We start from the raw sequence: 23050 nt of genomic DNA, 5'->3' as shown, positions 1-23050 counted from the left end.
ACTAACAGACAAATGCACTAATAGAACTTACTGGTGCGATAGGTGTTATTGGACAAGCAGCTATGCTAATAGTAGAAAAAATTGAATTCGCATCTACATTTTGAGAAGTTTTTGCTCTGACAGCCACACCTTGTAGTTTCAAAACACCATTCATTTGATCATTATAGGACATTGTATTTCCTCCTCGAGTTTAATTATTTTTGCAGATCATCTGGAAGACATAAGAATAGACTAATGGTACTCATTTCTTTACAAATAATACTTATGTTAGAATGGCGTCCGATAAATTCCCTTTGACTCATTTTTTGTAAGTTTAAAACTCTTTTCATCTTATTCATTCACCCCCTTTCAAACGAAACGGATCTAGTAAAGGTCAACTATAATCGTTTCATCACATGTTGGGTTTATCTGGGAAAAGTAAGTGTTCTGGATGGTCTCTCCCCAATAAGGACCCCATATAATATTCTTTACTTTCTTAAAGCTTAGACTTGATACAGAGTTAATGTGCAATTGATTGTTATACACAGTCAACCACGGACCTCCAGACATGCCACTTTTGACTTTACTTTTTACTCCTTGCAAGGTGGAGTCTTTAAAGATATCTTGAGAAGCCTTACCACGGCTCATATACTGTTTTTTCGTTGGTCGTAAAAATAAATCCGGAAAATAGCCGTAGACCAAGTAATCCAATTCTTTATCAATATTAAAGACTGGAGTAATAGAATATCGTTCATAGAGGTCAAATTTTTCTGCAGGTACGTCTAATTCTAAAAAGGCGGTATCAAATTCAACTGCACTATGCTCTCCCCACATTTTAGGTACAAAGCATTTCTGAACGGGTATTCTAACTTCCGGTTCAAAAGCAGGAATAAAGTGGAGATCTTTAAAACTATTTTTAGTTTCCCAATCATATATACAGTGGGCCGCAGTAGCTATCATGATTGAATTGGATGGGGCCTTTACTAAACATGCGCTTCCAAAGGATTGTTTTTTCCCCACTTTAAAGGCTATTTTCCCTAAACTTAATAGATTACTTTTTGAATCATAAAAGTCGCTTACGATCAATATAAAAGACCTCCAATCGAATTAATCCTTTTAAATGCAGCGTGTATTAAGTCTTAGTCCTAAAAAGGTGATAAAAAGGAAAATTTAGACTTGATAATGTAATATAAACAAAAATTTACCATTGATTTCGAAAAAACACAAACGTTTTTTGTCATATTTTTATATTATTTTAATAATTTATATAAATTGGTTATATAAATTAGATAATTTATTTGACTATTTAATATTATTGAACTAGTATTTAGGTATAAATTGCCAGGTTGATTTAAACGTGGAGGATTCTTTAAGTTCCATAGGGAGGTTGTACGGATTGAAAGTTGAAAAAACGGGTAAGCTTACGGGATTTGCATTTATTCAATTTATTTACCAACTAAATTTAAAGAGATTTGTTCTGTTTTTAGCGATAATGTTTGTGGTCATTCAAAGCGTACTTTCATTGGTTATTCCTTTAATAACTATGAATTTCATTGATACCTTTCATATTGATAATCTAGATGTAGCTTCTTTAGTATTGCTAATTTCTATTTTCTTAGCACAATTTATTATGTCAGCTATATCAATCTATACAATGACATATATAGGGGAAAACGCAGTACTGTCTTTAAGAAGATTACTTTGGGATAAGATCATTTTTCTTCCTGTTTCTTTCTTTGATAAACGAAACTCAGGAGAAGTAATGAGTCGGATGACTAACGATACTCTAATTATTAAAGGGTTTATAACTGGTCAATTAATTCCTTTTATTTCAGGGATCATCTCCATAGTTGGTTCAGTAATCTTATTAATGTACATAGATTGGGCAATAACGGTGGTAATGCTTATAGTTGTTCCAGTTGTTTTTTTAATTATTATGCCTTTAGGAAAAAGTATGTATAGAGTTTCTAAGTCACTCCAAGACGAAACAGCTTCCTTTCAAGGAGACATGGGGAGAGTGCTACAGGATATTCGGCTAGTCAAATCTTCTACAGCTGAGAGAGAGGAACAGGCTACAGGACAACAAAGGATGGAAAAACTATTTGGCTTTGGAATAAAAGAAGGAATGATCAACGCCGTCATTCAACCTATTACAATGAGCCTTTTATTACTTATGCTTATTTTAATTTTTGGGTATGGCAGTTTACGAGTTGCTACCGGTACATTAACTGCAGGTGCGTTAGTAGCAATCGTCTTTTATTTGTTTCAAATTTCTACTCCGTTCTCTCAATTAGCAGGATTTTTTGCTCAATATCAGAAAGCGATTGGTGCGCTAGAGCGCATTCTCCAAATTCTTCAAACAAACGTAGAAGAACATGATAAAAAAGAAAGTTACCTTGTATCTAATCAAGAGGGTCATAATATAAGCTTTGAAAATGTTAGCTTTTCATACAATGAAGAATCACCTATTCTTACAAATTTGACGTTTAAGGCGAAGATAGGTCAAAGTACTGCCATTATTGGACCAAGTGGTGCTGGGAAGACAACTGTTTTTTCCCTCATAGAAAGATTTTATACCCCTACTGCTGGCTCAATCACTTATAGAGGTATAGATGTAGAAACACTTCCTCTAATGGAATGGAGAAAGAAAATTGCCTATGTGTTTCAAGAAACTCCAGTAATGTCAGGAACAATTCTATCAAACTTGGTATATGGCTTAGAAGATTATGACCTTAGAGAGGTTGATAAAGCTATATCCAATGCAAATTTAAAAGAGTTTATTGATGCCCTTCCTAATGGAATAGACACCGAAGTGGGAGAAAGAGGTGTTAAATTATCAGGAGGACAAAGACAAAGGTTAGCTATAGCTAGGGCGTTAATACGTGACCCGGAAATTCTATTATTAGATGAAGCTACTGCTCATTTAGATAGTGCTTCTGAAAAGCTGGTTCAAGATGCATTAGAAAAACTTATGATAAACAGAACGACATTGATCATTGCTCATCGCTTATCAACTGTGAAAAACGCTGATCAACTGATTATTTTGGAAAAGGGATTTATAACAGGAAGTGGTTCACACGCTGAGTTATTAGCTAGTAATGAATTGTATAAAGAATTTGTAGAACAGCAAAAAACACAATTCTTAGTAAGTTAAAGAACCTTATTTGTGTTAGTTCGAAGTGTGAGTATATGAAGGGGGGCTTTCCTAGACGAACTTTTAGAAAGTTAACAATTTAAAATTGACTTTATTAGGAGGATTACAATGAAACTAAAAATGTCTCTACTTTTAATCATGATGGGTACGTCCTTAATTTTGTTACTAGGGTGTAGTGGTGGAAGCAGCCAAGATTGGAATTCCGACTTACAAGGGGCAGAGAAAATCGAAGTGGTGAAAGACTCTAATACAATTGCAACAATTTCAGGCGAGGAAGAGATCACTCAGTTTGTAGATTCGCTCGAGCTGGATAAGTGGGAAATGGGGAGTATCCCTTCTGGCGCTTCTAAGGGTTTAATCTATAAATTGTACAGTAACGAAACGGTAAAGCTTGGTCAATCGGCTGATGATGTCAACCTAATTGAGGTAGGGACGATTACGATTTATGAAAATGTTCCCTATATTGAGTTGAATTTAAAGGGGTTTGGATTGAGCTTTAAAGTGTCTGAGAGAGCAGCTGACTATTTATCGAATAGCTACTAGTAAGCTCAATTACGTTTAAAGTGAACTTTTTATACCAAATCCAAAAGACTGCGACCATCACTTAGGTGATCGTAGTCTTTTTTGGTGATATAATCTTAAACATCCACCACTCGCTCCACACTAACACCCAATTCCCGCAACTGCGAAACTTCTCCCACCAACTAACGTAAACTATCCTATAAGAACGGAGGGACCAACATGGAAGCCATTTTTATGCTGACCGTTTTCTTACTGATATTCGGCGGCTTTATTTTAAACGTTATCACAAGCATCTGGTGTTACCGCGATTCAATGCGTAAAGGCAACAGCAAAGAATACAGCTTACTTGTATTAGTAGCGACACTGTTTTTCCCAGTTGTAGGGTTTATCATCTATTTGTTTATAAGAAATTGACAATTTTTATGTGAGGGCATACGATAGAGAGGAAAACAAATGCCCTTCACAATAAAGGAGAATTTTTATGAGTGTGGTTGTTCTTAACTAATCCGTAACTGGATATGGTCTTGAAATGGTTAAAAATCAGCAAAGTGCTGGTTTATTTGTGATGCCTTTCAATGACTTCGTTAAGAACAAGCATCTAGCGGAATAATAGGGAAACCTAAAAGCTGTGGCTGTGGTCATAGCTTGTTTTGCGGGAGAAGACTGCCATCATTCAACAGTCGTTTTACCTGCAAAAAGTTCACTTTTAGTGAAGGGTCCTCTTGCCGTCTTAAGCATATGCTTGAGGCGGCTTTTTTGTTTTCGATTATCTATTAGGAGGCAGCATCCATGAATGATAAAGCAATGGAACAACTTGATTACCACCGAATTTTAAATAATGTAGCAGACAAAGCCATTACAGAAAGAGCGAAGGCTAAGATTATGGCGAGCCGGCCTTTAACCAATAAAAAAAGAATCGAACATTTATTAGAGGAAATCCAAGAAGCGGTTCAAATCCTCAAAATCTCATCAAGTGTGCCGATTCATTCTCTTGATGAGATGAGCGGTTACTTAGAGCAGATCAATAAAGGGCTGTTCCTGCGTCCTGATCAGTTGACGGTTGTGCTGTCCTTTTTAGATCATTGTCGTAAATTAAAACGGTTTATGCAGGACAAAGAATTTACAGCTCCGCTTATTACAACGTATGCGTGGTCGATTGATGATTTAGGCGAGCTTGAACAGGAGATCGCGCGCTGCTTAAAGCATGGTCAGATCGATGATCATGCAACTGCTGATCTTGCTGGTGTTCGCAAGCAGTTAAGGCAGGCAAAAGAGGATCTCAAAGCAAGAGCGGAAAAGCTAGCTGGCAGTAAAAAGTATCAAACCTATTTACAAGAGAAAATGATGATTGAAAAAAATGGCCATTATACCTTGCCGATTAAACGTGAATATCGCTCAAAAGTAAATGGGGCAGTCATCGATACGTCTGCTTCAGGAGCAACCGTATTTATAGAACCGAGTGAGCTAGGGACGATTCAAGAACTGGTGGATGGCTTACAAATAGCAGAAGATCACGAAGTTCAGCAAGTATTGTACACCCTGACAGGAATGATTATGGAAAAAGAGCAAGGGATTCAAATTGCAATCGATGCCATGCATCAGTATGATGTTTTGTTTGCGAAGGCGAAATATGGCCTTGAACTGGATGGCACTATTCCACAAGTGAACGAGGAGTATCGGATTGATTTGCGCGAGGCAAGACACCCGATGTTAGGAAGCGGCGCGGTCCCGCTCACGATTCAGCTAGATGGCAATGACCGTGGGTTAGTCATCACAGGGCCTAATACAGGCGGAAAAACAGTGACGTTAAAAACGGTGGGTCTTTTATCGATGATGGCAGCTACCGGACTGATGATCCCAGCAAAGGAAGGAAGCAATCTTCATCTTTTTCATCACATTTTTGTAGATATGGGCGATGGGCAGAGTATTGATGAGAACTTAAGTACCTTTAGCTCCAGGTTGAAAAACATCATTGGGATCCTTGAAGAAACGAACGAGCATACATTGGTGTTACTTGATGAACTCGGTTCCGGAACAGATCCTAATGAGGGAATGAACCTCGCTCAAGTAATCATGGAACATCTCTATGAAAAAGGAGCCACATTGCTGGCGACGACGCATTACAGTGAGTTGAAGCGCTTAGCTGACGCGCGAGACGGGTTTATCAATGGCTCGATGGAGTTTGATCTTGAGACATTAAAGCCAACCTATAAGCTGCTGCTTGGGGAAACAGGAAGAAGTCAGGCATTTGAAATCGCTTTGAAATTAGGGATGCATCCAGAATTAGTGCAGCGTGCGAATCAATCGACTTACAACAAAACACTGCATCACACCATAGATACAAAGCAAAAAAGCTACGAAAAACAAATGATCATCAACAAGTATGCGAGGAAAAAGCCACTAAATAAGAAAAGGGATCAAGAGGCTGTAGTGAGCTATGATCAAGGCGACACGGTTCTTCTGTCCCCAACGAATGAATTAGGGATTGTCTATAAAGGGCCGGATGAATCAGGAAATTATATTGTTCAAGTGAAAGGAGAGAAGAAGACAGTTAACCATAAGAGGCTGACCCTGCACGTTTCGGCAAGTGAACTTTATCCGGAAGATTATGATTTCGACATTATCTTCAAATCAAAGGAATACCGTAAAAAGAAGCATCAAATGGGAAGGAAGCATGTAGAGGGCATAATGATCGACGAAGAAGAATAATGATTATTTCCCACAAAAACCGGGTATATAAAGAGGGTGACTATTGAGTAGAGGAGCGGATAAGGATGACAGAGAACATTTACGGAAATACACCTCCATTTTTAGGAGCGATTAACGGAACGACTGAATCAACGGATGAGGCGGATGTATTAATCTACGGTGTCCCTTGGGAAGGGGCCGTGACATGGGGCGATTACACAGGCTGTGAGTTAGGGCCGAAAGTGATGCGCTTATGCTCAGGACGATACAGCGGATACTTGCCTGAGCTTGATCATATCGATGTATTCGAGCACCTGAAGCTTGCGGATATGGGAGATGTAGATGTCGTTCCTGCCGATGTAATTGAGACGATGAACCGTATTGAGTCGTTTGCAGGTGATATGTGGGATTCCGGTAAATTCCCGCTTGCACTTGGCGGAGATCACGGCATCACTTACCCGATTGTTAAAGCCTTAACGGAGCGCACGGGTAAGAAAGTCGGCATTCTTCACTTAGATGCTCACTATGATAATATGCCGCATCATGAGGGTGATAAATATGCCCGTTCGACGCCATTTGCGAGACTTTATGAGCTTGATGGTGTGAGAAATGAAAGCCTGATTCATGCAGGAATTCATGGGCCGCGCAACAAGCCGGAGAGCGGCAAGTTTGCACGCGAGGCCGGTGCGAAGACGATTACAATCAATGATATCCGTGAAGCAAAGGATATTCGCAAGCTTGCGGCGGACTTGTATGATCAAGCAAGCGAAAGCGTGGATGTTGTCTATCTTTCCGTTTGCAGTGACGTTCTAGACTTTGCCTTTAATCCAGGCGGACCGGTTGACGGGAACGGGCTCACGTCATATGAGCTGCTTACGTTAATTTATGAATTTACAAAACGCGGCATTGTCGGGATGGACTTTGTTGAAGTTTATCCGCAGCAGGACCCAACGAATGTATCCAGCCACTTTGCTTCAATGATTGCTCTTTATGCATTAGCAGGTGTGGTGGAGCATCGGAAGAAATAAATAGGGTGATAAAACCTCTCTTCCTACTGAAGAGAGGTTTTATTTTTCTTTAATTGTCGAAATGATAAAAATATTGGTATAATTATTTTCGGAGATTGTTGAATTTTGGAAAATAGAAAGTATCGTAAGGTGGGGGATTCGGTTGTTATTTAATTCATATGAATTTTTATTTGTGTTTCTGCCAATCGTCTTCCTCTTCTATTTTCTTTTTAACCGATGTGGATGGATTCCATTTAGCAAAGGGTGGCTCGTGGTTAGTTCACTCTTTTTTTATAGTTGGTGGAATGTTTTATATTTGCCCTTGATTTTAGCCTCTATGGCGATGAACTTTTTAATTGGACGTGCTCTTGTATCTGATCGCAAACCCGAAATACGAAAAGCTCTTGTTACACTAGGGATCATTGGAAATGTAGCTTTACTTGGCTATTTCAAATACTCGGATTTCTTTATCGGAACGGTCAATACGCTGCTGGATGCGAATTGGGCCTTACTGGAGTTAACACTTCCTCTTGCGATCAGCTTTTTTACGTTTCAGCAGATTGCCTTTTTGGTTGATGCTTACCGGGGCGAGACAAAGGATTACCGCTTGCTTGATTATGCGCTGTTTGTAACGTTTTTTCCTCAGTTAATCGCGGGCCCGATTGTTCATCATAAAGAGATGATGCCTCAATTTGAAGACGTCCAAAATCGACGGATCAATCCAAAGCATATGGCAATGGGGATTTTTATTTTCTCAATTGGACTGTTTAAAAAAGTGGCGATTGCAGATACGTTTGCTAAAACAGCGACAAACGGTTTTGATGTACGTGAGTCGTTAACCTTTCTAGAAGCGTGGCTCGTATCTTATTCGTACACATTTCAATTGTATTTTGATTTTAGCGGCTATGCTGATATGGCGATTGGCCTTGCACTCCTATTTAATATCAGCTTGCCTGTAAACTTCTTATCTCCTTATAAGTCTCTTAGTATTCAAGAGTTTTGGAGAAGGTGGCATATGACCCTTGGGCGTTTTCTTACCCATTACCTTTATATCCCGCTTGGTGGAAATAGGTTGGGTAAAGTAAGAACGTACGTAAATTTGTTCATTGTCTTTTTTGTGAGCGGAATTTGGCATGGGGCTGGCTGGACGTTTGTGCTATGGGGAGTGCTTCACGGTGTGGCGATGATCATCAATCGCCTGTGGCAGCAGCTCGGGTTTAAAATGAATAAGGTGTTAGCTTGGTTTCTTACCTTTCAATTTGTTAATTTTGCCTGGGTGTTCTTTAGAGCAGAGAGCTTTGAGGATGCGTTGAAAGTATTAAAAGGAATGGCAGGGCTCTCAGGATTTGCGCTTCCAGAATGGGCAGCGGAACAGATGGCTTGGTTGACGTTTGCGGCGGAATTCCAAATGGCTGAGGCAGGCTTTTATTGGGGGCTTGGCTTAACAGCTATGGCATTTATCGTCGTATTAACATGGCGAAATTCAATTGAGAGAATGGAAGCTTTTAAGCCGAATTTTTATCATGTGTTGATTTGTGCAGCAGCATTAATTTACAGTATTTTAAGCTTATCTGAAGTGAGTGAGTTTTTATATTTCAATTTCTAAGTGTGGTGGTTATGGATGGGTGTCTATAAGGCTTGGCTCATAAAGCTTGCAGCAATATGTGTAGTGCTCGTGATGCTTGTTGGAGGATTTAATTATATGGTGGATCCATTATGGGCGTTTGATCATGCCAACCCATTTAATGAGAGGCAAGACAGTATAAATGAGCGGGAGCAAAAATCGCTTCACCTTGCCTATACCGCTCAAGAGTACAATGCCCTCCTGCTTGGAAGCAGCCGCTCGACTGTTGTGGATCAGCATCAGTTTGAAGGCGTGAGGATGTTTAATTATTCGGTTCCTGCCGTGTCTATTGAGGAGTTCAATGAGTACATTCAATTTGCTAAAACGCATGGGCATGAACCAGAGTTGATTGTGCTGGGGCTTGATTTCTTTACAACAAATGAAACAAGGAAGCAGACGTCATTTCCAAGCGAGTATTTTGAGACGGTGGAAGATCCTCTTTACCTTTATAAGACATTAATATCGATGGATACATTTGAAAATGCTTATAAGAATGCATGGTCATCATTAATGGATACCGAACAATTTGTGAGGCGTTATGACAGGCATCACAAGGCTGAGTTTCAGCAGATCAGTCAAGAAGATAAGGACGAGCTGGTTGAAGGTGACTTAAGACGATACAAGGGAATTCATTATGCTCCTAGTTATCAATACCATACTGGATACAAGGATCAATTGCAGCAAATGGTCGATGAAAATCCGGATACTGCCTTTATCGTTTATGTAACACCGGTAACAGAGCCGCTGCTTCGTCTACTGTATGAACAAGAACTGCTTCCAGATTACACGCATTGGATAGGTGAGATCATCGACGTATTTGGCGGAGTATATAACTTTATGACGATAAATGAAGTGACGACGAATTTGGACCGTTTTTATGATGCTCATCATTTTTATGCCGAAGTTGGAGATGTGATAGCAGCACGTCTTCAAGATGAAGAGATTGAAGAAGCTGATTTTGGAGAGTGGGTAACAGAAGAAACATTCGAAGAGCATATTGAAGAGGTACGTCAGTCGCTCGAAGCAGAGGCCCAGTAAGGGATTCTGCTTTTTTTGATCAAATAGTTTAAGGTTTTTTTACCAATTTGTAAAGTGTCTCTAGTCAGTAGAATTTTAGTAAAAAACCACATCTTTCCTCCTGTATACAAAGTCTGCCTTAAGGGAGTAAACTACGTTAGAAATGATTATACAAAAAGGAAGAAGGATGAAAGAATTGAAAAAAGTATATATGCTTTTATTAGCTGTATTACTGGCATTCACTGCGATCATGCCTATGTCTGCTTCTGCACAGACTCGTGACTTTGACAGCTACTTTTTATTTGATGTGTGGGATCACTGGGGTGCCGAACAGCTAGATGATTTAGTGAACGCTGATATATTTGGCGGCTATAAAACGAGCCAAGGTGATTATGAATTTAGACCAAATCGTACGATTACGCGTGCTGAGTTTGCAGCGATTATCGTTCGTTCCCTGCAGTTAACTAGAAAAAGTGCAAGCACAAGCTACCCTTTTACAGATGTACCAGCGAACCATGCCCTGCGTAATGAGATTGCGATTGCTAGTGATCACGGAATTATTGCTGGTCTTGGCGGTGGCAAATTTGGTCCAAACCAAAATGTAACTCGCGAACAAATCGCATCTATGATTGTACGTGCTTTCTCGGATACTATCAGCTTTACAGGCGGTACAGCAAAGAACTTCACAGATGTTCCGGCTGGCCACTGGGCTGCAGCAGATATCAAAAAAGCAAGCTCGATTGGACTTGTGAGCGGTGTAAGTCAAACAACTTTTGGTATGGGCCGTGCTGCTACACGCGGTGAGGCAGGAGTGCTTCTGCACCGTGCATTAAACCGTGAAACGAAAAATCTTACAAGTGCAAATACTCTTCTTTCACTTGCGAATTCGTACCAAACAAGCTTGTTCTCTTTAGATAATGCAACTAAAGCACAGCTTACAAACCATATCAACACGTACTATACAGGATTCCAAAAAGCGTTTGCGACAGAAATCTATGAATATGGTTATTTAGCTGATATGAATATTACAGGTCAGCTGACTTTCAGTGTGAAGAGCAACCATACCCGCTTTGCTCAAGTTAAAGGAACAGGGGCAACGATGACGTTTGAATACTACGATCCAGATAAAAGACGTAACGTGGTAGAAACAGTGGATTATGAGCCGACATTCTACATGAAGAAAATCGGTTCAAGCTGGAAAATCTATTATGTAGAAGATTTTTCATTTGATTTTGAAGAAGAATATTTATATTAAGAACGAAAGCTGTGTAGAAGGTTATACCAATCTTCTACACAGCTTTTCTTTTTGTTCTACTACTTGAAAATAATTCTATATATTTCTACTATTTTCCTGTAAACTAGGGTAGATAGACTATTTAAACTAGTACACTGTAGGAGGGTAAACATGTTCAGACGCAGCAACAAAACGTTTCTACTATTTATGATTGTCTTATTAGTGAGCTCCTTAATCGCACAGCCAGTCTCAGCGGCTATAACGACAGGTGACTCGAATCAAGAAAGACTTGAGAAATTACTAGGTGATTTAGGAATAGAATCAGATGAACTTGTTTCCTCGAATCGAGTAAAGAATGAAGAGTTAAGACCGAGTGAGGATACGTTAGTCATTAAGTATTCGGAGGCGATTTCTAATGCCGATCACCAAAAGACGGGAGCGACTCTTCAAAAGCGTATTCCGACGCTGGGATATGATGTTGTAAAGGTCCGCGGCGGAATGAAGCTTGAGCAGGTGGCGAAGAAATACGCAGCCCTTGATTCAGTGGTCAGCGTGCAGGCGAGTGTTCCTTTTCAACAGCTGGCTGTCACTGACCCGAAAGCTTCATCTATGTATCATTTAAATGAACTTGGGATCGAGGAAGCACTTAAGCTGACAGGTGATCATGCGGTAACGGTCGGGGTAATCGACAGCGGCTTAGATCGTAATCACCCTGAGTTAAAACATGCTCTTGTTGGTGAATACAATGTCCTTGACCCATTGAAGCGTCCGCAGATTGATTCACACGGCACGCATGTTGCTGGAATTATTGCGGGTGAAAAAGGAAATGAAGTTGGCGGTTATGGAGTTTATCCAGACGCAGATATTTATTCCATTGATGTATTTAACCGCAGCTTTTTTACAACAGACTTCACAATTGCGGAAGGGATTCTTCATGCAGTTGAAAAGGATGTTGACGTCATTAATATGAGTATTGGTTCGACGATGCCGTCATCCATTATCCAAGATGCGATTGATGTCGCTGTTGAAGCAGGAATTGTATTAGTAGCGGCTGCAGGAAATAATGGCTCTACCATTAAAAGCTATCCCGGGGCGTATGCGGGGGTTATTAATGTCGGGGCGACCGATCAAGCAAATGAGCTTGCATGGTTCTCAAGCTATGGCCCTGCTCTTGATGTGGTAGCACCAGGAAACCAGGTATATGCACCGATGTTTGATGTGGATAAGCACTCTACATTTGAAGAGATGTCAGGTACATCTATGGCTTCTCCGATTGTTGCAGGGGTTGCTGCGATGTTGAAATCAAAGCATCCTGACCTCACGTCGTATGAGGTAATGTATATCCTGCAGCAGACAGCAACAGATCTTGGCGCAAAAGGGTATGATACAGAGTTTGGTTTTGGTATGGTCAATCCAAAAGGAGCATTATCATTTGACGTTTCAAAACTGCCAAGTGCTGGTGGTGAGTCAACATCGACGTTGTCTTTTACAAATGACAAAGCAAAAGCTGAAGGTTCGTTTAAAAACATGACTGATAAGTATCTGTACCGCATTGATGTCCGCGAAGGCGAGCTGCTTCAGTTTAAATTAGAAGGTTCTGCTTTATATGATTTAGCAATTGAACTGACGTATGAAGGAAGCGATGAAGCTCCAATTGTAATCGATAAAGTGCGTGAAGGAGAAATAGAAGCAGTTCTTCATGAGGCGCTGATGGATGGAACAATTGTTGCTGCTGTTTATGACACAAATGAACATTATCGTAATGACTCAACGCACACGTTCACACTAGAGGTAGAGCGTGCGGATGAGTACTTAGAAGATGGTCTAACTGTAGATTCACCAATTGAGATTAATCGTTTCCCGTTTACTACAGCAAAAGATGTCGCTGGGCCGCTTTATTTAGCTGGTTCTGAGGGAGATCAAGATTATTTCCGCTTCACATCAGATGAAGGTGAAGTAGTAGAGATCACAATTCCTGGAGTACCTGGAATTGATACGGCGATCAATGTTTATTTTGCTGAAGAATTTGATATGTTCTACGGCGAGCGTGAAGAGTTAGAAGAGTATATGGATATGGAAGATGTTTATTATGACGAATACGGTCCATACCCAATGTATCAGGATCAATCCTATGGTGTTGGAGTAGATACACAGCTTACGTTTGAGACGATTCCTGGTATGGAATATGTCGTAGAAGTAACAACGCGTTCAGCATTTGATTTAGATCCATTTATGTTCATGTTCTTTGATATGTTTGAATTTGGTCCAATGCACGGAGACTCCTCTCATCTTCCTTACCAAATGAATATCCGGGCAAAAGTTCTCCCTGAAGATGAAGACGGCTATCCAAATTATTACGATATGCCGCCATATGATGAAGAGTGGACAGAAGAAGAGTTCGAGGATTACAGGTCAGCACGTCAAAGCTTTGAAAAGCAGGTGCTTGATTACTTCCAATTAGGATTTGATCTGTACCTTGAAGAAGAAGAGCTTGAGAGCATCGTTGGTACAGCAAGAGAGCTTGACGTAAACAGCAATCTAGACGGTTATTTCCAAATGTACGGTGACTTTGATTTCTTTACGATTACGCCTGAAATGAATGGCTTATACCAATTAAATTGGAACAAGGCGAAGTCATTAAAGCCGTTATTAGAAGTGTTTAAGCTGAATGAAACAGAAGAAGGCGAGACGTATTTGACGTACCTTACTCAGTCAGGCGGCTATAACCTCTTTACGGGTGAAGAATTAGACGGAGAACCTGTGCTTCACCTAGGACTCGAGGAAGGTGAAACGTACTTGGTGGCAATGGGGAATAACGTAGGCTACGGTCAGCCATCGCTTGAAGCATACGAGCTTTCACTATCTATGCTTCGTGAAAATATTGAGGATGCTTACTGGAAAAATGATGACCTGACCAATGCTGCAAAGCTGCCAAACTACGCAATTAATGCCAATCTTTCTATGACAGGTCGTCAAGATGTATTCTATTACAACGCTAAAGAAGATAGCGTTGCTGGTTTCCATTTTGAAAACCTGCCAGCTTCACAGGCGGTTAAGAGCGGCTTGCCGGAAAATCTTTTTGAAGATATTCTGCCGTTGATCTTAGTTATTGAAGATACAAATGGTGATGGTGAAATCACTGGGGATGAAGAGCAGCGTATCATGCCGTTTATGCCAATGTATATTGATGAGGCTGAACTGCGAGGTTCGTTCCGTGTTAAGTCTGGAGCTGGTTACTTTATTGCGGTAGCAAATGATTCTTTCTTCTCTGGAGAAGATACGCTCTTGACGCCTTATCGTCTGCAAGTCTCAGAAATTGATCACACACGTGCACAACCGCAAGCATTTCGTGCAGTTGGAGTGAACAGCTGGAGAACTACGGGCTTCCTGCCGGTGGAACATCACAGCGGCAGGGTACACCAAACGCACTCATTCATTGTGAATGAGCCAGGCTATTATACAGCAACATTAGACATTCCTTCTGATTTAGATGGAATGATAAAAATTATTGATGCTGCCGGACAAACGGTAGCAAGTGCAGATCATTACGGCAAAGGCGATCGTGAATATGTACGAGCAAACTTAGCAAAAGGAACGTACAGCATTGTCGTTCAAGATACAAACGGCGACACAAGCCTGCATCCGTACTATATCAATATTGAAAAGAAATAAAAGGAAAATCCCTCAAGCTTATTGGCTTGAGGGATTTCTTTGTGTTATTTAAAACGGTCGTTAAGGGAACGAGCTACAAATGTCGCAAATTCCGCACGAGTCGTCTGCTTAATAGGCATGAAATTCGCCCCTTGCTGTGAGGTGATCCCGTTTTCTGCAAGCTTATTGATATATTCATACGACCATGCATCGCGGTTTACATCCGTAAAATGGTGGAAGCGTGTCGGCTCCGCATAGTTAAAGCTCTTGCTTAGAAGAACACTTACCTCTGCTCTAGTAATCAGGTCATTAGGCCGCATTTTTTTGTCGTAGCCTTGCATAATTTGTCTTTGCTCAAGAGCACGTAACGCTTCATATGCGTAGTGTGATAGTGGGATGTCAGTTGCTTTTAACGTATAGGAACTAGATGCGCTATACCCAGTCACATTTGCAATCATTACGGCAGCTTCGGCACGGGTAATCTGATCATTAGGTGCAAATAGGTTGTTTCCTTTCCCTGAAACATAACCGAGTCCGTGAAGGTAATGAATCGAATCATAGGCATAATGAGTGGCTGGAACGTCTTTAAAACCGGACTGTTCTACAGTAAGCTCTGCTTCAGAGTTCTCATTGTTAGTAATGTCTAAGGAGTTTGCTGCAAAAGTAGTAGGTACAAATAGAGTTGAGGCTAATAGAGATGTTGCTAGGAGTACTGGCAGTGTTTTTTGCTTCATTTTAAAGACCTCCAACATGAAAATATTTACAATATCTTATAATCTCTACTATATATGAAAACAGATTGTAATTATAGTAGAAGAAATCAAAATTACACAAATTATGAGCATAAAGTATGGTTTTATACAATTGATCACAAAGTTTTCCAATAAATCTTTTAAATGGACTGGTAATCTTGTAAAATCATAGATGGAATATGACGAAAGATATAGAGAAGAGTTATATTTTGAGAAAATATGATGGAGTGAAGCTATTGAAACGTTTTCTTAGTAAAATAGTTCTAGTTGCTTTGGCCGCCTCATTAGTGATGCCGGTTGAAGCATATAGTTATAGCGGCTTTGGTACAAAGCAGTCAGAAAAAAAAGAAGAGATAGCCGCGGGAGTATCATTAAATCAAGAGAAGTACTTGTCTGGTACGGTCAACCGAGCAGTTCAAGTGCTAGATATATCTTATAATCAACCTTCTCTTAGTTTAGAACTCTATCACCCTAATCCGTTGGGCGCTAGACAAACAACATTGCAGCAAGCGTTAGCCAATACATATGAAGGACACTATGTAGCCGGTGCTGTTAATGCTGGGTATATTCCGATGAATATGATTGTAAAGAATAACGAAATTATTCATTACGGTGCTCGTTCAGAAGATCCGAATGGCCCTGTCTATCACCGAGCAGCTTTCGGGGTTAATAAGAGTGGCAAACCTATGGTCTCAGAGTATCAAGGTGCAACCGTTTCTTATAACGGAAAGACGTTAACACCAGATACGTTAAATGGAACGAGAGATGAAGGCTTTATGGTTGTTTACACTCCTAATGCAGGGGCAGCTACCACCGGTACGAACCGCTGGGGGCATGAAATTGTTGTAGAAAATACGGGAAATCAGATTGATAAGCTCTTACTGGGAGATATCTTTACGGGAACTGTTTCTAAGATTACTAGGTTTAACGAACCGGGTAACTCTACCATTCCTAAAGATGGATTTGTATTGTCTATTCAAAGCCAGCATCTTCCTAGCGATTTAGCCGGAATTAAATCAGGAGATAAAGTAACCTTTACGATTCCAAGAAATGAAGCGTGGCAGGACGCTGAGTTTATGCTGGCGACTGGTCCAACATTGCTTAGAAATGGACAAGTACAAATCAGCATGAACGATCGCAGCCCTTTTGCTGCTTACCGCGCACCGCGTACAGCTGTAGGGGTTTCAAAAGATCAATCGAAACTTTATTTTGTCACCATCGATGGCAGACAGCCAGGATACAGTGACGGTGCTACTTTACCGGAGCTTGCAAATTATATGAAATCAATCGGTGCGCATGATGCGATCAACTTAGATGGAGGCGGATCAACTACGATGGTAGCGCGTTTGCCATATGCTCAACAAGTGACAACGATCAATCGTCCATCCGATGGGAATTTAAGATCGATTCCTACCACTCTGCAAATCGTCACAACAGAACCACCGAAAGAGTTTGTAGTGAAGGATGCATCCCTAGTGATTGATTCTTTTGATTCCGTAAACGATTGGTCTGCAGCAGCTGCAAGAGCAACGGCTTCTATTGCTGCTTCTACATCACCTAGAAGAGTTGGAAACGGTGCTTTGAAGCTTACGTATGACTATACTGCTGGTGAAGCAGGAACGGCAGCAGCATATGTAAAAGCCAAAACGCCTAAAGCTCTTAAAGGAAAACCGCTTGAAATTGGAATGTGGGCTTATGGAAATGGCGAAGAGCATTGGTTAAGAGGAAATATAATTGATGGAAAAGGCCAGCGTCATACAATTAACTTTACCGCTGAGAACCAGTTTAACTGGAGTGGGTGGAGATATGTTAGAGCAGAAATTCCTGCAAATTTATCGGCTCCTATTCAATTAGAACAAGTCTATATTGCTCAAGCTAATGCTTCAAAGCAAAGTATGGGAACTGTTTATTTTGATCAGCTTGAAGCAATCTATCAATCTTCTTACACAGTTGAGAGATTTAGTGATGTGCCGAGCAGCCACTGGGCACAGCCGGCTATTATGAAGCTGAACGATCAAAATGTAATTAACGGATTCACGGATGGTTCGTTCCGTCCAAGTGAGAAGATTACGCGAGAGCAAACAGCAGTGATGATTGCTAGAGCTCTTAATCTGCCATTGCGTTCACAACCTATAGCTTTTACTGATGTTACGTCAAATTCTTATGCATCTGAAGCCATTGCAGCTGTATATGATGCTGAAATTATGACAGGGAAATCGACAGCTCGATTCGCTCCGAAAGATCTTTTAACAAGGGCTGAAATGGCAGTCGTATTGCAACGTGCATTTGATATACAAGGGGCTTCATCTGAACCATTTAAAGATGTGCCTGAAAGTCATTGGGCTTATAAGGAAATTGATGCCTTAAAAGCAAATGACATTTCAGTAGGAACGCCAGGAGTCGGGTTTGCACCTTCTTCTTCTACGTCACGAGCTGAGTTAGCGGTATTTTTAGATCGTGTGATGAATGAGAGATAATTAAGAGTTTGAGAGGAGTAACAAGATGAAATCGCTAATTAGTGTATTACTTGCATTGACGCTGATCTTAAGTTCGTTCTCAACAGTCGGGGCTAGAGCTGTTGATGATATTACAGGTCACAGCTTAGAACACGAAATGCGAAAGGCTATTGAACTCAACATACTTGGAGGGTACGGGGCTAATAGATATGGTCCCGACAATAATGTAACGAGAGCCGAATTTGCTACGTTTTTATCAAGAGCTCTTAAGCTGCCATCTGGACATTCGACTTTTGTAGATGTTCAAGGTCATCGATTGGCTGCAGGAGTAAATAGTGCATTTAGTGCTGGAATTGTATCTGGTGTTAGTAGTACCCACTTTAGACCGGAACAAAACATTACACGCGAACAAATGGCGGCGATGATTACGCGAGCGTTGGAATTAAACAAGATCCCAACACAGGCAGCATCGCTAACATTTACTGATACGGAACAGATTCTTCCTATGTTCCGTCCGGCTGTGGCTAATAACACGCATTACGGGGTTATTAGCGGGATGCCTGCTGGGGGCGGTCAATTCCGATTTGCTCCAAAACAAGATGCTACACGTGCTCAAGCTGCGGCATTCATTGTGAGAATGCTTCAAGTGATAGAATCAGGTGAAAGTCTGCATGATTTGTATCAAGCAGCCCGAGTATCAAACGGAAGCCTGGTCATGAGCGGCCAATCGTACTTAACGTTCGCTGATGCCCAAAGAGCCGGTGTGGAGTACATTTATAAAGGGGCCAATTTAATGAAAATGAAAAGCGGGGTCGTTGTAGCTAACCCGCCGACAGGTCAAGAGATTGTTAGAATTATGAATGCTGCTAAGACAGGACAGCTAACTTATGTAGTAAAAGGAACTGAGCTTCAATACATTAATGCCGATGAAAATTGGGTGCATGTCCGCTATGCAGACGGGGAAGGATACATTCGCCAATCAGAGGCATGGCTGCTTCCTCCAGAGCTTCAAAAAGGCCGCGCACAATATTCAGTAAAAGATGGTGTGCTTCATTATCGTGGATTTAATCATTCTACAGGTCAGTATGAGTGGGAACGCCCTTATGGTGACGCACCATCATTTATGCAAAATGGACAAGTATACTACAGCTTAAATGGATATGACTTTTTCCATGCTTCAGGACAAAAAGCTGGAACGGCGTATCAATATTTTAACTTCCTCCCGCTCCGTACAAAAACAAATTATACGGCAGAGGATTTAAATCGCTACATCGCGTCTCTAAATATTACGACTCCAAATGGAAAACATGTTGCAACAGAAAGCCCGCTTCTAAATCTTGGGCACGTCTTTATTGAAGCTCAAGAAAAGTACGGGATCAATGCCCTTTACCTATTTGGAAAAGCGATTCATGAAAGTAATTATGGACTTAGTGTTATTGCGGAACAACGGAAAAATCTTTTTGGTTACGGTGCTTATGATAGTGATCCATTAGGGAATGCAAAGCCGTTTAATAGTTTTGAAGAATCGATTCATCACGTTGCAAATTCAATGAATAACCGCTACTTAACGCCGGGCGGTGATCAGTACCGCGGTGCCGTGCTAGGGCTTAAAGGGCATGGAATGAATGTCAATTATGCCTCTGATCCTCTCTGGGGACAGAAGATTGCTAGTCATATGTATCGCGCTGATAATTTCTTAGGCAAGAAAGATTATGGATACTATACGATTGCGAAAACAACAACAGCGGGCTTAAACGTTCGCTCAGATGCGTCAACAAGCGCAGTATCACAGTTCCAATTCCCGCAAGCAGGCCACTATGTCGCTTACGTACCGGGAAGAAACCAAGCAGGAACAACTTGGTACCAAATCTTTTCTGATCATAAAGATCATCAATATGGCTATGTACACGGCACCTATATTGAGCCAATTACCATTATGAAACGTTAATTTATAAAAGAGGTAACGATCATGTTGCCTCTTTTCTTTAAACTATGAAGGGGGTATAAATTCCTATGACCAAACGCAGTATAGCTTTCTTAGTAATGCTCATTCTATTTTCACTCTTCACCCCTCTTGATACTGTAGAAGCCTCTACGAAAGAAGGGGTTGTGACAGCTTCTACGTTAAATATTAGGGAAAAGCCTACAGCGCTGTCTCCAAAAGTTGGTTCACTTAGTAGAGGGGATAAGGTTACAGTTGTATCAACAAACGGCCAATGGCACCAAATCCGTTATAGAACGTTGTCTGGTTATGTGCATCAAGATTACATAAGTTTCTCTCAATCTAGCAGTTCCAATGATATTAGTATTTATGTAAATAATGAGAAACTGCAATTACCTATTTCTCATGTTCCGACAGTTGATAATTCTATCCTGCTTCCATTTCGAGTCATAAGTGAGGCATTAGGGGTTCAAGTAAGATGGAATCAGCAGAAGCAGCAAGTATGGGCACAAGACCAAGGGACTGAGATTTTATTTACGTTAGGTCAATCAGAAACATTAATCAATAACCGTAGTGTTTTAGTCAATCCTGCACCAAGGGCAATTGAGCAGAGCACTGTAATACCATTACGTTTTTTTGCTGAAACCTTTGGTGCGGATGTGAAGTGGAATCAACAAGCTCAAGAAGTGCGAATCACAAGAGAGGTACACAGTGACAGCGGTGCGGGCGAAGAATCTCCATCTTCAACGATGAAAGGTACAGTGGCTCGTGCTGATACACTAAATGTCCGTTCAGGTCCAGATACGTCTCATTCATCCGTAGGCCGCTTAACAAGCGGACAAACAGTAGACGTTAAGAGCTTTGATGACCGTTGGGCTAAGATCACTTTTAATGGGAGAGATGCTTATGTGCATTCTTACTATTTAGACCTGTATCAAAATGGTGTTCAAAAACGTCTGTTAGGTCAACCTAAGGTTACAAAAGTAGGCGATGTAACGACTTTATCATGGCCGAAAATCGGCGGTGTCGTTAATACTTCTCACCAAGAGAGCGGGACATTGCGAACAATTACAACAAACGCTGCTGAGATGCCGCTTGTGACATCTTCCGTCAACGGAATGAGCCAAATTTCGGCTGTTAATCAATCAGCCGGAAAAGGGATGTCATTCAGGGTAGCAGATGGCTATCAAGCCTCGATCTCGCATACAACTGCTGAGCTGATCGTCACAGTTAGCCCTGTTCGTCAAGGTGGTTCATTGTCCGGAAAGAAGATCGTCATTGATCCTGGCCATGGCGGAAGTGACCCCGGTGCAGTAGGAAATGGACTACAAGAAAAAGAAATCGCTCTAGATGTCGCACAGCGCGCAGAGAAGCTTTTGCTTGCTGCTGGTGCCCACGTGATCATGACGAGAGACACAGATGTATACCCGACCTTATCTGACCGTGTGAAGGTAGCAAATGATGCGAAGGCTGATTTGTTTATTAGTATTCATGCTAATGCAGCTACAGCCACATCGGCCAATGGGACAGAAACGTACTGGGATGCGACCTATGCCTCAGCCGGAAGCGAGAAGCTTGCTCATTCGATTCACAGTCACCTGATTGATAAATTAGGTACACGTGACCGCGGTGTGAAGACAGCAGGTTTCCAAGTAATTAAGCAAGCTAGAATGCCGAGTGTGCTGCTAGAACTTGCATTTATTTCTAACTCTCAAGATGCAGCCAAGCTGAAGACTGATTCGTTCCGTCAACGATCTGCGGAAGCGATTTTAGAAGGTGTTGTAGATTATTATAAGTAAGGATGTGAACCGCCGATGGGAGTCGGCGGTTTTTTGGTGCCGTGGAGTGGCGTGCTAGTGTACGGGGGAGGTGAACCGGCACAATTATGGCTCCAACTGACGCATAAGCAGCAGCGGGCGACGCATTAAAGGATTGAACTGACGCATAAAAGCCGGAGCGACGCAATTAGCTGGCGAACGGACACAATGAAGCGAGAGAGCCGCGCAATTAAAGTTGAGAGAGGAGCATAAGTGAGTTGAATCGGCGCAATCAACACGCCAGCACCCTGGTCCAAAACAAAAACTCCCCGCTACGGCGAGGAGTTTCTTCATTATTTCTGATTTGGTGGATAAGCTTTCCACTTACTAAGGTCAAGTGTGTCTTTTTTGACCATTGATTTAGGGAAAATGAACGTCCAAGGCTTACTTGTGTTTCCGCTCACTTTAAAGTCCTCTAGCTTAAATCCGCCTGTCGCGACAATTTCACCTGTTGCATCTTCAACATTTAAAGGAATCTGCTCAAGGTTGATTGTTTTCTCACTGCCGTTACGGATAAGCATAGTGATGTGGAGGTCACCAGTTTCTTGCTTTTTCGCTTGAAGGCCCATGAAATTAACTTCGCCTTTTTTGGGAGGCTCTAAGTTTTCAATCATTTCTTCGAGCTTCTGTTTGCTTTCTTTCGCTAGAGATTTTTTCCACGAATCTGCTAACTCTAATGAGTGTTTACGGGCTGATGGATTTAGTTGAAACGCCAGCTTCCAGCCAGAAGCCGGTAGGTCTGTAGTAAACAGATCCTTAGTTGTGAAGGAGAAATGCCATGGACGGCTGCTTCTTGCAGGAATTTCGCCAACTTCACTAAGATCAAATGCTTTACGTCCTAAGACTTGATCTTTTTCATCGAGAAGTACAAGGGTCACTTCTTTAAGTTGAATGGCTTTATCTAGGCTGCTTCGAATGAAGGCAGATACCCGGTATTGTGTTTCCTCCACCTGCATTAAGCTGATACCTGAAAGTGAGAGTTGATTAGGCTTTAAATCATCAAGCTCCATGTTAAGGAATTGGAACGCATATTGATCTTCTTTCGCTAAATTCCATGCAGGGTGTACAGATAATGCAGTAGAAATTAATTCTTCATTCGTTTCATCACTTTTTTCGTTTAATAACTCTTCTGTTGAAACAGCACTTTCTTTACCTTCTAGTTTCGGCTTGTTGTCTTTATTTCTATTGAAAAAAGGTAGCATGCTAG

General features: G+C 41.1%; 17 protein-coding genes. 12 read left to right on the top strand and 5 right to left on the bottom strand.

Annotated features, from left to right (window positions below; all coding sequences use genetic code 11):
- Position 1: 1 nt before the first annotated feature.
- From A33I_RS20910 to A33I_RS15165, 3 genes are read right to left on the bottom strand one after another with little or no spacing between them, the layout of a single operon-like run.
- Positions 2–172 (bottom strand): hypothetical protein, encoded by a 171-nt coding sequence (locus A33I_RS20910; RefSeq protein ID WP_022629195.1) that lies wholly within the window; start codon positions 170–172, stop codon positions 2–4.
- Positions 173–194: 22 nt separating this feature from the next.
- Positions 195–329 (bottom strand): class III lanthipeptide, encoded by a 135-nt coding sequence (locus tag A33I_RS21515; protein WP_420796762.1) that lies wholly within the window; start codon positions 327–329, stop codon positions 195–197.
- Between the two features lie 34 nt (positions 330–363).
- The gene (locus tag A33I_RS15165; RefSeq protein WP_022629193.1) at positions 364–1065 is read right to left on the bottom strand and encodes a trypsin-like serine peptidase; all 702 of its coding nucleotides are present in this window, start codon (positions 1063–1065) and stop codon (positions 364–366) included.
- A 310-nt stretch (positions 1066–1375) separates the two neighbouring features.
- Between A33I_RS15165 and A33I_RS15160 the strand changes: the two genes are divergently transcribed.
- From A33I_RS15160 to A33I_RS15120, 9 genes are all read left to right on the top strand, one after another.
- Positions 1376–3133 (top strand): ABC transporter ATP-binding protein, encoded by a 1758-nt coding sequence (locus A33I_RS15160; RefSeq protein ID WP_022629192.1) that lies wholly within the window; start codon positions 1376–1378, stop codon positions 3131–3133.
- Between the two features lie 108 nt (positions 3134–3241).
- Positions 3242–3676: a hypothetical protein gene (locus A33I_RS15155; protein ID WP_022629191.1), complete on the top strand. Its 435-nt coding sequence runs from the start codon at positions 3242–3244 to the stop codon at positions 3674–3676.
- Between the two features lie 213 nt (positions 3677–3889).
- Positions 3890–4069 carry a PLDc N-terminal domain-containing protein gene (locus A33I_RS15150; RefSeq protein ID WP_411809989.1) on the top strand — a complete coding sequence of 60 codons (180 nt, stop codon included), beginning with the start codon at positions 3890–3892 and terminating at the stop codon, positions 4067–4069.
- A gap of 375 nt (positions 4070–4444) precedes the next feature.
- The gene (locus A33I_RS15145; protein WP_022629189.1) at positions 4445–6364 is read left to right on the top strand and encodes an endonuclease MutS2; all 1920 of its coding nucleotides are present in this window, start codon (positions 4445–4447) and stop codon (positions 6362–6364) included.
- Positions 6365–6429: 65 nt separating this feature from the next.
- On the top strand, positions 6430–7371 hold the full coding sequence (locus tag A33I_RS15140; RefSeq protein WP_022629188.1) for an agmatinase family protein: 942 nt from the start codon (positions 6430–6432) through the stop codon (positions 7369–7371).
- A 142-nt stretch (positions 7372–7513) separates the two neighbouring features.
- Positions 7514–8956 (top strand): MBOAT family O-acyltransferase, encoded by a 1443-nt coding sequence (locus A33I_RS15135; RefSeq protein ID WP_022629187.1) that lies wholly within the window; start codon positions 7514–7516, stop codon positions 8954–8956.
- 15 nt (positions 8957–8971) lie between these two features.
- Entirely contained in the window at positions 8972–10012 is a 1041-nt protein-coding gene (locus A33I_RS15130) for a hypothetical protein (RefSeq protein WP_022629186.1), read from the top strand.
- A 175-nt stretch (positions 10013–10187) separates the two neighbouring features.
- Entirely contained in the window at positions 10188–11246 is a 1059-nt protein-coding gene (locus A33I_RS15125) for an S-layer homology domain-containing protein (protein ID WP_161808689.1), read from the top strand.
- Positions 11247–11396: 150 nt separating this feature from the next.
- Complete coding sequence (locus A33I_RS15120) at positions 11397–14897, top strand: S8 family peptidase (protein ID WP_022629184.1); 3501 nt, start codon at positions 11397–11399, stop codon at positions 14895–14897.
- Between the two features lie 44 nt (positions 14898–14941).
- Here the strand turns inward: A33I_RS15120 and A33I_RS15115 are convergent, their stop codons facing one another.
- Positions 14942–15610 carry an S-layer homology domain-containing protein gene (locus tag A33I_RS15115; protein ID WP_022629183.1) on the bottom strand — a complete coding sequence of 223 codons (669 nt, stop codon included), beginning with the start codon at positions 15608–15610 and terminating at the stop codon, positions 14942–14944.
- Positions 15611–15864: 254 nt separating this feature from the next.
- Here A33I_RS15115 and A33I_RS15110 point away from each other — a divergent pair, with 254 nt between their 5' ends.
- The 3 genes from A33I_RS15110 to A33I_RS15100 all read left to right on the top strand — a co-directional run bounded on the left by A33I_RS15110 (position 15865) and on the right by A33I_RS15100 (position 21825).
- Positions 15865–18105, top strand: a complete 2241-nt coding sequence (locus A33I_RS15110) for an S-layer homology domain-containing protein (protein WP_161808688.1) — start codon at positions 15865–15867, stop codon at positions 18103–18105.
- A 25-nt stretch (positions 18106–18130) separates the two neighbouring features.
- Entirely contained in the window at positions 18131–20032 is a 1902-nt protein-coding gene (locus A33I_RS15105) for an S-layer homology domain-containing protein (RefSeq protein WP_022629181.1), read from the top strand.
- Positions 20033–20097: 65 nt separating this feature from the next.
- Positions 20098–21825: an N-acetylmuramoyl-L-alanine amidase gene (locus A33I_RS15100; RefSeq protein WP_022629180.1), complete on the top strand. Its 1728-nt coding sequence runs from the start codon at positions 20098–20100 to the stop codon at positions 21823–21825.
- A gap of 311 nt (positions 21826–22136) precedes the next feature.
- Here A33I_RS15100 and A33I_RS15095 read toward each other — a convergent pair whose 3' ends face one another.
- Positions 22137–23045 carry an accessory Sec system S-layer assembly protein gene (locus tag A33I_RS15095; protein ID WP_022629178.1) on the bottom strand — a complete coding sequence of 303 codons (909 nt, stop codon included), beginning with the start codon at positions 23043–23045 and terminating at the stop codon, positions 22137–22139.
- Positions 23046–23050 lie beyond the last annotated feature (5 nt).

Source organism: Alkalihalophilus marmarensis DSM 21297 (assembly GCF_000474275.2).
Lineage (GTDB): Bacteria > Bacillota > Bacilli > Bacillales > Bacillaceae_D > Alkalihalophilus > Alkalihalophilus marmarensis.
Note: the sequence above shows the minus strand (reverse complement) of the source record. Positions and strands in the feature narration are given on the sequence as shown.